Raw genomic sequence first — 12,533 nt, forward strand, 5'->3', positions numbered from 1 at the left:
TTACGAATAACGTTTAAAGACCAAGCTTCCGTTAGTTCCACCGAATCCGAATGAGTTAGATAAGGCAATATTGATGTCCATTTCCCGCGCCTGGTTCGGGACATAATCCAGATCACATTCAGGGTCTGGGTTTTCCAGATTGATCGTCGGCGGCGCCACCTGGTCTCTAATGGCCAATGCCGTCAATACCGCTTCTATACCCCCTGCTGCACCTAACAAATGTCCGATCATCGATTTAGTGGAGCTGACAGCCGTGTTGTAGGCATGATCACCCAGCGCAGCCTTCATTGCCTGAGTTTCACCGACATCGCCAGCTGGTGTTGAGGTCCCGTGTGCATTGATATAATCAATTTGCTCCGGATTGACACCAGCATCACGCATTGCATTTTTCATACAACGTGCCGCCCCTTCGCCACCCGGAGCTGGCGAAGTAATATGAAAGGCATCGGCGCTCATGCCAAAGCCAATCAATTCAGCATAAATTTTGGCACCGCGCGCTTTAGCGTGTTCCAGCTCTTCCAACATGACCACCCCAGCACCATCGCTCAAAACAAAGCCATCCCGGTCTTTATCCCACGGCCGACTGGCGCGTTGAGGCTCATCGTTACGACGCGAAAGTGCTTTCGCCGCTGCGAACCCGCCCATTGCCGTAGGTGATGTGGTGCAACGCTCGGCACCACCCGCCAGCATGACATCTGCATCACCATGCTGAATCATACGCGCCGCATCACCGATACAATGCGTTCCCGTTGAACAGGCGGTGACGATAGCGTAATTAGGGCCTTTCAATCCGTATTTAATCGACAGATTGCCAGAAATCATATTAATGATGTTTCCGGGAACAAAAAAAGGCGAAATACGCCGCGGCCCGCCTTTCTGATACGTCGCATAACACTCTTCAATCCCAGTGATCCCACCGATACCCGAGCCAATCGCAACACCAATGCGTTCGGCATTTTCATCTGTGATATCCAGACCTGAGTCTTCCAGCGCCTGACAGCCCGCCGCAATGCCATAATGGACAAAACCATCCATACGTTTAGCATCTTTTAACGGAATATATTCACTGATATCAAAATCACGAATAACACCCCCGAAAGTCGTGGCAAATTTGGAAATGTCAAATGAATCTATGGCTGTAATTCCACTTTTGCCGTTAACAATACCATCCCAGGTATCGGCAACATTATTGGCTAAAGGCGTAACTGCGCCTAATCCAGTTATAACAACTCGACGTGTACTCAAGGTGGTGTCCTGTCTGATTAAATTAGATAAGAAAAAACCGAATCGTCTGGATGTCAACATGAAATAGACGAAGCCCAAAAACCACCATTTAGAGAACTAAATGGTGGTTTTTGCCCTGTCTTTAGAAGATAGGGAGACAATCATCTGGCAGGCAAAAACCTGCCGAGGAATTCAATTACAAATTGTTATTGATGTAATCGATAGCCAGCTGAACGGTTGTGATTTTTTCAGCTTCTTCATCTGGAATTTCGCATTCAAATTCTTCTTCCAGTGCCATGACGAGTTCCACTGTATCCAAGGAATCAGCACCAAGATCGTCTACGAAAGAAGCATCGTTAGAAATATCTTCTTTAACACCTAATTGTTCTGCGACAATCTTTTTTACTCGTTCTTCAACATTACTCATAATTATTTTCCCCAAACAATGCAAATGTTACACACACTCGCTTCAATATTTGCTATAAAATTATTGTTAGAAACCCCGTCACTGGCTATTCCAGACGGCGGGTGCATTATACTTGAATTTACCCAAATGCCACAAGATTATGGCATATACATCCCGCCATTAACGTGAATTGTCTCGCCGGTAATATAAGATGCACCATCTGAGGCCAGAAACGATACCGCATGAGCAATTTCATCCGGATTCCCCAACCTTCCCAGAGCGATAGATGACAGCAAAGCCTGTTTATGCTCATCTGCCAATGCCTTGGTCATGTCGGTATCGATAAATCCTGGCGCCACGGTATTGACCGTAATATTACGCGACCCCACCTCTTTAGCCATGGATTTTGCAAACCCCACTATCCCCGCCTTAGCCGCAGCATAATTGGTTTGCCCAGCATTACCGGTGGCGCCAACCACGGATGAGATATTGATGATACGGCCGCCTTTGGCCTTCATCATGCCACGCAACACCGCTTTACTCATTCTGAACACCGAAGTCAGATTGGTATTGATAATATCATGCCACTCTTCTTCTTTCATTCGCATCAGCAAATTATCCCGGGTAATGCCGGCATTGTTGACCAGCACCACCGGCACACCGTATTCATCATTGATTTTTTTCATCACCTCGGCAATGGAATCCGGGTCGGCGACATTCAAACGCAAACCTGCGCCATTTTCAGCCAACCAGCCTGAAATAGCCTCTGCGCCGGCATCGCTGGTTGCTGTACCAATCACAAAAAAGCCATCACGCGCCAATCTTTCGGCAATCGCGCGACCAATCCCCCGACTAGCGCCGGTCACTAATGCAATTTTTTTATCCATCAATTTGCTCCAGAACTTTTTCCAAGGTCGCCGGATCATACATTGTAAAATGACCCAGATCTTTAACGATGCGTCGATTCAGCCCCATCAGCACTTTTCCCGGCCCACATTCAACAATGGCCTGCACGCCCTGATCATGCATGAAACGGATCACATCAACCCAACGCACCGACTTGTACAACTGCTCCTGCAAGACACCCTGAATAACTTCAGGCGCGCTATGCGCTGCCACATCAACATTATGCAACAATGAAACATGCGGCGACTCTATTTTGATTTCTTGCAGGCGTTCGCCCAGTTTTTCCGCCGCCGGCTTCATCAAAGCACAATGCGACGGCACACTGACGGGTAGTTTTAACGCCCGTTTAGCACCGGCTTCCTTTGCTGCCGCCATCGTGCGCTCCACTGCAGCCACATGCCCTGCAATCACAACCTGCCCGGGCGCATTGAAATTAGCGGCCGAGACCACCTCATCACCGGCATTTTCAGCACACAGATTGACAACAACATGATCTTCCAAACCAATGATCGCCGCCATCGCGCCAACCCCCTCTGGCACCGCTTCCTGCATAAATCTGCCGCGATCGGCAACCAGCTTGATGGCATCTCCAAACGCCATAGCATCAGCGCAAACCAAAGCAGTATATTCACCCAGACTGTGCCCGGCCATCCAAGCCGGTCGCATAATGGTCGAGTCACACCAGACTCGCCAGACTGCCACCCCCGCCGCCAGCATGGCCGGCTGCGTTTTATCGGTTTGATTCAATTCCTCGGCTGGGCCATTTTGCGTCAGCGCCCATAAATCATAGCCTAGCGCGTCCGACGCTTCCTCAAAAGTTTGCTTGACGACAGGGTATGCTTCGGCCGCCTCCTTCAACATGCCTACTGACTGCGAACCCTGGCCTGGAAACACAAACGCCAGACCGTAATTTTGTTCATTTATCATGATTTCTCCACCATTTGTGTTGTTCGTTCAAAATAACTTAATCTGGTAGCGGGTTAAAACCGTAGCTCACTGAAAAATAATGTTCAGACGCCAGCAAAAAAACCCTCTTTTTAGATTAAACATTATTGAATCCCTGTGTTTTTTACCGGGGCACACATGACACCCTACGCAGAGTGCAGACATGAACTATCTACACAACATCAGTTAATACTTGATCAAGGCCGAACCCCAGGTAAAGCCAGCACCGAAAGCCTCCAGCAAAATCACCTGATCACGCTGAATTCGACCATCTCGAACCGCTGCATCAAATGCCAATAGCACCGATGCCGACGACGTATTGCCCTGATTTTCCAGCGTCAACACCACCTGCTCCATCGACATTTGCAATTTCCTGGCCGTTGCCGCAATAATTCGGGTATTAGCCTGGTGCGGCACCAGCCAATCAACGCTATTCTTTTCCAGGTTATTGGCTGCCAGTGTTTCGTCGACAATCCGGCCCAAGGTATTCACCGCCATCTTGAAAACCTCATTGCCGCGCATGCGAATATACGGCTCTTCGTCCCGTTTGTCTTCTGCTGCTGCTACAGGATTCGGACAATAAAGCAAATCTTCGTAAGCGCCATCAGCATGAATATGGGTGGATAAAATCCCAGGCTGCCTTGATGCTTCTAGCAATACGGCACCCGCGCCATCGCCGAACAGAATACATGTTCCCCGATCAGTCCAGTCCACAATTCGGGAGCAGATTTCAGCCCCTACCACCAAGGCTTTTTTAGCTGTACCGGATTTGATGTATTGATCAGCGACACTCAAGGCATAGACCGATCCTGAGCAGGCTGCCTGAATATCGAATGCCGCACAGCCTGAAATACCGAGACGTCGCTGCAATAAACACGCCGTGCTAGGATAAACCCGATCCGGCGTTCCTGTTGCAACGATAATCAAATCGATGTCTTTTGCATCGACACCGGCCATATCAATAGCGCGCCGCGCCGCAATTTCAGCCATGCTGGAGGCGGTTTCTTCCGGCCCGGCGATCCGGCGACTTTTTATACCTGTACGCTCGACAATCCAACTATCCGAGGTATCGACCGTTTCCGAAATATCATGATTCGTGCGAACCTGCTCCGGCAAATAACCTCCGGTTCCGCTAATTCTTGCATATTGCATCAATCAAACTCCTGTTGCGCCAGCGCACGTTCAACTTTATCGCTGATTTTTCGGGTCACGTCTTGTTGTATTTCCACTTCGGCCAAATGAATCGCCGTTTCAAAAGCCAGTACATCTGCACCGCCATGACTTTTAATCACCAACCCTCGCAAACCGACGAAACTGGCTCCATTATAAAGTCTCGGGTCGATACTGTCCTTAAATGATTTCAACACAGGATAAGCGACAAGGCCTGCCAGTTTCGTCCACATATTCTTATTGAAAGACTGCTTCAACTTAAGGCCAATCATTTTGGCCGCACCCTCAATCGACTTCAGTGCAACATTGCCGACGAAACCATCGGTGACAATTAAGTCCACATCCACAGAACCGGCGTTAATCGAATCACCTTCGACAAAACCAATATAATTCAGACTGGCATTTTCCAAAAGGCGGGCGGCTGATTTAACCTGCTCATTACCCTTGACATCTTCTTCACCGATATTCAGCAAACCAACTTTGGGTTGTTCGATGTTTTCCACAGCCTTGACAACTTCCTCTCCCATGATGGCGAATTGAAAAAGCTGCCTGGCAGTACAATCAACATTTCCACCCAAATCCAGCATATGCGTATGACCATGAATAGAAGGTAAGGTTGAAATAATCGCAGGCCGCTCGATCCCTGGAATCATCTTGAGCACAAAGCGTGCCGTCGCCATCAGAGCACCGGTATTTCCCGCACTGACACAGGCATCTACCACACCCTCTTTAACCAGATTAATGGCGACACGCATCGAAGAGTCTTTTTTGTTTTTCAAGGCTTTTTGTGGGGATTCATCCATTGCCACAATCTGTGAAGCATGTTGAATCGTGAGCCTGTTTTTATAAGTATCTAGTGCATCACCCAGACACGCCTTGATTTGCACCTCATCCCCAACCAATACCAGTTTTAAATCGGGATTAGCCTGTAAACAATTTAGCGATGCTGGAATGGTTGTCGCCAAACCATGATCGCCCCCCATCGCATCGATTGAAATAGTTGTCGTCACGCCTGCTCGTTACTCCGAAATTCGTTTCATTCGAATTTAATCCGAGCTGATTTTCAAAAAATCAGGCCAGATTCCCCTTGAAACAGTCAGAAAAAGAAACGGCCTGCATTGCAGGCCGGTCTCGTTGTTCTATTGAACGCTGTCGATTTAGTCTTCTTCGTTCACAGCGACAATCTGACGACCTTTATAAAAACCATCAGGCGTCATATGATGGCGTAGATGCATTTCACCAGTTAATGGGTCTTGCGATAATGTTTTAGAACGTAATGCATCATGCGAACGACGTTGACCACATCTTGAACGGGTCACTTTACTTTTTTGAACGGCCATCTAAGAGTCTCCAGTATTTTTAAGTTGTGCCAAAATAGAAAAAGGGTTGTCAGATCTAATTGTTGAATCTTCCGTTTTTTTAGCCTGTGCCTTCTGCTTGACCAGACATTCATGTCTATGTCGTGGAAAATCGGGCAATGCCAGAAGAATTTCGTCTTCGACAATATCTTTCAAGGCTAAGGTGTCCTCTTCCAGCCATAAAGGATCAAATTCCTCAGCCAATCTATTGGCTTGTTCATCCGAGGAAACAACCCCCAAATTAACCGGAATATCCAACGCCCACGATAGATTTTTCAAGCAGCTTTGGCAAACTAAGGTTAATTCCGCCTTGATATGCCCTTGTACGGTTGCCACCCGACCTTTTTTTTCAAAGGCGAAATCGATCGCCACATCGCCCGCGTTGGCCGCCAGTTTTTCAGCCAGCCGAGAAAACCCACTGATCGGTATCCGGCCAATGGTTTCCCTACGCTGTTCCGCATAAAGGATGGGGTCTATAAATTCAGGCAATCTATCCAACATAACTTCGGAATGATATACGTTATTCTATTTATCGTCAACACGTTTGCCGGCTTCAATCAAAAATACCACGAGTGCAACCCTCTTTAAGTCCGCTACTCCATTCACACCAAGGTATTTTCGATAAATCGATAAGACTCATCACTACCATAGAGCGCATTGTTGAACCATCTATTCAGCACTCAGGTTCTTTAGAATTTTTCTTGCCAATTGCTCTTTTATTTCTTTATGCCGTGGAATTGCTTCAACAGCACACCATTTCTGGGATTTATCCAAAGAGAATGCGATCCGCCTTCCCGCTTCAAATAGCAGCCCGCGACTCTCAATTTTTGCTCCAAATCCCTTCGCTTCATGCAACCTGTACCTTGTCACGAATGACATCTTCAGGTAAGCCTCGAAGAATATCTTCCCTGCGGTCTTCCAATATCAATTCGATAGCGTCTCTAAGATTATTTTTTGCCTCTTCTATTGTCTCACCTTGCCCATTTGCCCCGGGTATCTCTGGACAAATTGCCCAATACCCGCCCTCGCTTGCCTTTTCTATAATAGCTGTAAATTCAGCCTTCATCATTGTCTCCTGGTTTAATTCTGGGACTGATATTCAAATAGCTTGTTCATCGCCCAGAATATTTTTGTTATATCAAAAACTTATTAATCCAAGAATACAGCACGAGAAACATTTTTAGCCTGCGACAGGCCACGAACTTGGTCCCAGCCTTTGACGTCTTTCAAAATCGTTGCCTCAAAATTCGCACCACTGACGTCAGCTCCCATCAGGTTGCTGCTGGTCAAATCGGCCTGCTGCAAATTAGCATCCTTTAACACCGCAGAACGTAAATCGGCCACATGAATAACCGCCTTTTTCAAATTAGCCCGGGTCAAGTCCGCAAACATCAGCATCGCCCGGCTCAAATCGGCTCCAGTCAAATCTGCATCAACCAGCTTGACCTTCTTCAGACTAACACGCATCAAGCCCATAGGTTGATTTTTCATATCCGCGCCCCAGCGCACATTGCGCAAATTAGCGCCGGTCAAATCAGAATTATCCAGATTGGCAATGACCCGACTGCCTGAAAAATCAACATTTTTCAGATTACAGCGCATCATGCTAACCGCAAAAATACTCACCTTCGATAAATCGGCACCTTCAAAATTAGCGCCAACCATCACGGTCAAATCCAGATTCAAGCCTGACAAATTACTATGACTCAAATTAGCCCGGCGCAAATCTGCACCCCATAAATCCGCCTGCCGAAAGTCCAGTCCCGACAAATCCAGGCCAGTTAAATCTTTCCGTCTCAAATTGACTTTTTCACCCGGCCTGACGTTTTCAAGCAGCTTAACAACTTGCTCACGACTTAATTCTGCCGCCATCACCGCATTGAAGGCAACGCACAAGGCGACCGATAACAATGTTTTAAATATCATGGTTTTATCCTCTTTTAGATTATTCTGTCTCGTCATCAGCCAATGCATGACCACAAATCCTGCAAAAATTAGCGTCGAATTCGTGCCCTACCGCGCCGCAGTCCGAACAGGCGTTATTATTGATTGTACGCTTCACCTTGATCAGCTCCGCGCTGTAAATTCCGGTCGGCACCGCAATAATGCCATAACCGACGATCATCATCAGCGATGCAACCATCTGTCCTACCACGGTTTGTGGCGCAATATCACCATAACCTACGGTGGTCATCGTCACAATCGCCCAATACACCGACCTTGGAATGCTGGTGAAGCCTGCCTCACTCCCCTCGACGACATACATGACCGAGCCAAAAATGATAACCAATGTCCCCACTGCATACAAAAATATCAGAATTTTTTGCCGACTCTGGCTCAACGCGACCAACAAAACCTGCGCCTCGCCCATATATTCGGACAATTTGAGCACCCGGAAAATGCGCAACAGACGCAAAACCCGGATCATCAGCATATACTTGATCCCCGGAAATAAAAATACCAGATAGGTCGGAATAATGGCCAGAAAATCAACCACACCAAAAAAGCTGCGCAGATAAAGCCAGGGCTTACGGACACACAGCAAACGCAGAATAAATTCGATACTGAATAGAAGAGTAAAAAACCATTCCAGCGTATAAAACCATTGTCCAAATCGCGCCTGCAAACTGCCGACACTGCCCAGCATAACCGCTAACACACTGACCAGAATACAGGCAATCAAAACCAGATCGAAGGCTTTAGCCAAGGGTGTTTCTACACCAAAAATAATTTCATGCAGCTTTTCCCGCCAACCTGAAAAAGGTTCACCTTCATTATAATGCGTTTTTTTCCGCCTTCTCGTCATGCTATCGCGTATCAGCGCCCAAAGCCAAAACCAATTGCTGCCCTAACCGCAAAATCGCCTGTCGTTGTGCGTCATCTTTCATAACATCATCGTCCCAGCCTTTCGCGGCAAAGGAGACGGCCTGCTGCTCGGCCAAAACATTGACACCTAAATTACTCAACAATATACGCAAGAACATCAATCCACGAACACCGCCCAACGCACCCGGCGATGTCGCCATAATGGCCGCATATTTGCCGCGAAATGCCAATAATGGCGCTTCATCCGCTTGCTGTTTACGTGAGGCCCAATCCAGCATATTTTTTAATACCGGCGTAAACATGCCATTATATTCCGGTGACGCGATCAAAAAACCATCGTGAGCCATTAATAATGCCTTAAACGCCAGTGCCGCATCAGGAATGCCCTGTTCGGCTTCCAGATCGGCGTTATACAAGGGGACATCGTAATCGGCCAACTGAATAATCGTCACGTCGGCGCCGGCTGCCATCGCCCCTTCGGCCGCGACAGCCACCAGCTTCTGATTAAACGAAGCCTTCCGGTTACTGCCGGAAAATGCCAGAATTTTAGTCTTGCTCATGGAAAAAACCTTTCATTGAAGATTCAAAAGCGCTTGCGCCAGTCGCTGCGCTAGATAGATACAGGCTGTTTTATGCGTCACACTATCGCAGCTCCAGACTTGTTTAATGCCCGCCTGATACAATGCTGTTTCTGCATCGCCACAAAACAACGGATGTGTGACGGCTGCATAAACCTCAGAAGCGCCCGCTTTTTGCAATAATACCGCGGCCTGAATCAACGTGCGACCGGTACTGAGCACATCATCAACCAACACCACCGGTCTACCGCAAAAATCGTACTCTGGCAGCGTAACAACAACATTTTTATCACCTAACCGCTGTTTATGAGCCACCGCATAGTCAAAACCGGTTTGCTCGGCAATAGCACTGACCCACTGCTTCGATTCTGTATCAGGCCCTAACAGCACGGCCGAAACAAACTGCTGCCGCAAAAACACACCAATATCGGCGGCGGCCGTTAAGGTGATCGCATTCTCCAAGGGAATGGCTTCAGATAAGCGCTGAATACGATGCAAATGGGGGTCAACCGTAATCACATCATCAAATAATTCAGCCAACAGACGGCCAATAATCTTCTGACTCACCGCCTCACCCGGCCGATTCGCAATATCCTGCCTCATATAGCATAAATAGGGCGCTACTAGGGTCAAGCGTTTTGCCCCCAGCTCTCTGGCCGTTTCCGCCGTCAACAGCAATTCGATCAACTTATCGTTTGGCTGATTCAAACTGCGACAAATCACCACATGTTCAGCTAAATCGGTCGGCAGCCGTACCAAGCTCTCACCATCCGGAAAATGGTGACACTCGATGATATGGCAATCTCTGTCAAGTACCGCCGCCAGGCGTTCAGATTGTGCTTGATATTCGGAAAACGTCAGTATTTGCATCGCAAGAAATCAATTGAAGAGATCAATACTCTCATCATCCCAGAAAACGAACACGGCTGACAAGCAATCCTTTAACCTCAATAACCTTGTTTTTATGAATGCTATCCCCATAATAACAGTGCAAGTAATTTATAAAATCATAACAACATAAGGAATAAGACTATGGTAATGGCAGTTAAACAATTTGAAAAAATTTTTCGGGAAAGCGCATCGTTAGACATCGACAAAAATGATATCAAACGTCTCGAAGACTTTGTCAATCAACGTGTTTATGACCTGATGATACGCGCACAAGCCAATGCAAAAGCCAATGGCAGGGACATTATCCAAGCGCAAGACATTCCGGTGACAAAGGGGCTACAAGAACAAATCCAGTATTTTAAAGGCTTAGACGAAGAACTCAACTTAAGCGTTATTCTTGAAAGCCTGGCGAAACTTCCGCCTCTGTCTCTAGATTATAGCGAAGAAGCCGAACAGAAATTACCGGAAATAGCCGGCGCTATCACCGTAAGTGTGGCTAAGTTGTTTAAAATCCCCCCTATGTCAACATACCTGTCGCCTAGGAAATTTTAAATCAGGAGACAAAAATGAGCGTATTTAGCCAAGAATTTAAAGTACAATCAGTAGAAAAAGCATTATCCAGAAGACCAGAACAATCGCTAAAGCAAATTGCAGTTACTTTAGGTGTGGGTTACTCCACACTTCAAAAATGGATTCGGTTAGCTAAGAAAAATCAACTCGAAAAAACAGAGTCAAACATGTCAAAAGAAAAAAGCCCTCAAGATTGGAATACAGTAGAACGTTTTGAAGCCATTGTTCATTGTCATCATCTCACCGATGATCAGGCTAGCGCCTATTGTCGTGAACAAGGCATCTACTTACATCATCTAAATACCTGGAAAGCGGAATTTTTGTCAGAATCTAAATCAACAGAATCCGTATATAAACAGGCGCAAACAAAACTCAAACAAGAAAACAAGCGTTTGCATAAGGAGCTAAACCGCAAAGAGAAAGCGTTATCAGAAACAGCGGCTTTACTGGTGTTATCAAAAAGTGCCAAGCGATCTGGGGGAAAAGGCGGCCGATTAATCGCCTACTCAGATCGCCAACACTACAGCGCACTCATTGATGAAGCCGTTGACAATGGAGCGCGGCAGAAATTAGCCTGTGAACTGGTGGGTATATCAGCTCGAACCTATCAGCGTTGGAACCGGGGAGAAGGACTCTCAGAAGACCTACGACTGCACAATACAGCGCCTGTGCACAATCAATTATCCGAGGCCATCAAGCAAGAAATCATCACCGTGATTAATAAACCGGAATACAGCGCTTTAACGCCGCATCAAATCGTTCCGAGGTTATTGGATTTGGGCTGCTATCTCGCATCAGAATCAACCTTTTATCGTGTCATGAAAGCCCACAACCAGCTTAAGCACAGAGCTAAAGGAGCCGCAGGTCAGCATAATAAACCGCAGTCACTCAAAGCCACACAGGCCAATCAAATCTACTCGTGGGATATTACGTATTTATTAAGCCCCGTCAAAGGGCAGTATTTTTACCTCTACATGGTGATGGACATCTATAGTCGGAAAATCGTAGGCTGGCAAGTTCATGATGCCGAATCAAGCGCACACGCTGCTGATTTGATCGAAGATATCGCTCGCCGGGAAAACATCGACAAAAAGCAATTGGTGATACATTCTGACAACGGCAGTCCGATGAAAGGCGCAACATTAAGGGCCAAATTGGTCGATTTAGACATTGCCACGTCGTTCAGCAGACCTCGTGTCAGTAATGATAATCCTTATTCAGAATCGTTATTTAAAACAGTCAAATATCATCATACCTTTCCAGAAAACCCTTTTTAAAACATTAAGCGAAGCCAGGAACTGGGTTGAAGCTTTCGTTTGTTGGTTCAACAATGAACATCAACACAGTGCGCTCAAGTTTGTAACACCCAACCAACGCCATAACGGCTTAGACAGCGCCGTACTCGAAAAAAGAAAACGAGTCATCGAGCAAGCAAAAAGAGACAATCCAGAGCGATGGAATGGACGACAAACACGAAATTTAACGCCCATTGGCCATGTTTATCTTAATCCGGATAAGGAAAATTTCAACACAACAGAATGTCAAGCAGCTTAATAAAATTCATTTCGTAAATTATTGCAAAAAATGCGACAGGTTGGTTGACATTTAGCGAATCATTCACCCGAGATTAAAAAATCCGGGCTCTGAGGAATGGGAGCA

At 46.7% G+C, this 12,533-nt stretch carries 15 protein-coding genes and 1 pseudogene; 2 read left to right on the top strand and 14 right to left on the bottom strand.

The genetic code is table 11. The annotated features are described in order from the left end of the window. From fabF to JEU20_RS04975, 14 genes and pseudogenes are all read right to left on the bottom strand, one after another. Positions 1-1,245: a beta-ketoacyl-ACP synthase II gene (gene fabF, locus JEU20_RS04915; protein ID WP_198243910.1), complete on the bottom strand. Its 1,245-nt coding sequence runs from the start codon at positions 1,243-1,245 to the stop codon at positions 1-3. A 175-nt stretch (positions 1,246-1,420) separates the two neighbouring features. After that, complete coding sequence (gene acpP / locus JEU20_RS04920) at positions 1,421-1,651, bottom strand: acyl carrier protein (protein ID WP_198243911.1); 231 nt, start codon at positions 1,649-1,651, stop codon at positions 1,421-1,423. Positions 1,652-1,788: 137 nt separating this feature from the next. Continuing rightward, positions 1,789-2,517, bottom strand: coding sequence for a 3-oxoacyl-ACP reductase FabG (gene fabG, locus JEU20_RS04925; RefSeq protein ID WP_198243912.1), 729 nt, complete (start codon positions 2,515-2,517; stop codon positions 1,789-1,791). Beyond that, the gene (gene fabD / locus JEU20_RS04930; protein ID WP_281066827.1) at positions 2,510-3,460 is read right to left on the bottom strand and encodes an ACP S-malonyltransferase; all 951 of its coding nucleotides are present in this window, start codon (positions 3,458-3,460) and stop codon (positions 2,510-2,512) included. Before fabD ends, fabG begins: the two co-directional genes overlap by 8 nt. Positions 3,461-3,667: 207 nt before the next feature. Next, complete coding sequence (locus tag JEU20_RS04935; RefSeq protein ID WP_198243914.1) at positions 3,668-4,636, bottom strand: beta-ketoacyl-ACP synthase III; 969 nt, start codon at positions 4,634-4,636, stop codon at positions 3,668-3,670. Continuing rightward, on the bottom strand, positions 4,633-5,661 hold the full coding sequence (gene plsX, locus JEU20_RS04940) for a phosphate acyltransferase PlsX (RefSeq protein ID WP_198243915.1): 1,029 nt from the start codon (positions 5,659-5,661) through the stop codon (positions 4,633-4,635). The genes JEU20_RS04935 and plsX overlap by 4 nt, the downstream gene beginning before the upstream one ends. 147 nt (positions 5,662-5,808) lie before the next feature. After that, positions 5,809-5,991 carry a 50S ribosomal protein L32 gene (rpmF, locus tag JEU20_RS04945; protein WP_198243916.1) on the bottom strand — a complete coding sequence of 61 codons (183 nt, stop codon included), beginning with the start codon at positions 5,989-5,991 and terminating at the stop codon, positions 5,809-5,811. Beyond that, positions 5,992-6,498, bottom strand: a complete 507-nt coding sequence (locus tag JEU20_RS04950) for a YceD family protein (RefSeq protein ID WP_245395107.1) — start codon at positions 6,496-6,498, stop codon at positions 5,992-5,994. A gap of 180 nt (positions 6,499-6,678) precedes the next feature. Next, positions 6,679-6,860: pseudogene (locus tag JEU20_RS15060) on the bottom strand (type II toxin-antitoxin system HicA family toxin). Then, positions 6,857-7,075, bottom strand: coding sequence for a type II toxin-antitoxin system HicB family antitoxin (locus tag JEU20_RS04955; RefSeq protein ID WP_198243918.1), 219 nt, complete (start codon positions 7,073-7,075; stop codon positions 6,857-6,859). Before JEU20_RS04955 ends, JEU20_RS15060 begins: the two are co-directional and overlap by 4 nt. Before the next feature lie 83 nt (positions 7,076-7,158). Next, positions 7,159-7,935, bottom strand: coding sequence for a pentapeptide repeat-containing protein (locus tag JEU20_RS04960; RefSeq protein ID WP_198243919.1), 777 nt, complete (start codon positions 7,933-7,935; stop codon positions 7,159-7,161). A 19-nt stretch (positions 7,936-7,954) separates the two neighbouring features. After that, positions 7,955-8,815 (bottom strand): ion transporter, encoded by an 861-nt coding sequence (locus JEU20_RS04965; protein ID WP_198243920.1) that lies wholly within the window; start codon positions 8,813-8,815, stop codon positions 7,955-7,957. A gap of 1 nt (position 8,816) precedes the next feature. Further along, the gene (locus tag JEU20_RS04970) at positions 8,817-9,395 is read right to left on the bottom strand and encodes an NADPH-dependent FMN reductase (RefSeq protein WP_198243921.1); all 579 of its coding nucleotides are present in this window, start codon (positions 9,393-9,395) and stop codon (positions 8,817-8,819) included. A gap of 12 nt (positions 9,396-9,407) precedes the next feature. Further along, positions 9,408-10,283: a ribose-phosphate diphosphokinase gene (locus tag JEU20_RS04975; RefSeq protein ID WP_198243922.1), complete on the bottom strand. Its 876-nt coding sequence runs from the start codon at positions 10,281-10,283 to the stop codon at positions 9,408-9,410. 168 nt (positions 10,284-10,451) lie between these two features. Here JEU20_RS04975 and JEU20_RS04980 point away from each other — a divergent pair, with 168 nt between their 5' ends. Further along, the gene (locus JEU20_RS04980; protein WP_198243923.1) at positions 10,452-10,856 is read left to right on the top strand and encodes a DUF1931 family protein; all 405 of its coding nucleotides are present in this window, start codon (positions 10,452-10,454) and stop codon (positions 10,854-10,856) included. Between the two features lie 14 nt (positions 10,857-10,870). After that, a protein-coding gene (locus JEU20_RS04985; protein WP_425356678.1) for an IS3 family transposase occupies positions 10,871-12,428 on the top strand; the annotation gives its coding sequence in 2 pieces (ribosomal slippage) (positions 10,871-12,142 and positions 12,144-12,428; 1,557 coding nt in all). Positions 12,429-12,533: the final 105 nt, after the last annotated feature.

Origin of the sequence: methane-oxidizing endosymbiont of Gigantopelta aegis, from assembly GCF_016097405.1 — a bacterium.
Taxonomy (GTDB): Bacteria; Pseudomonadota; Gammaproteobacteria; order Methylococcales; family Methylomonadaceae; genus Methylomarinum.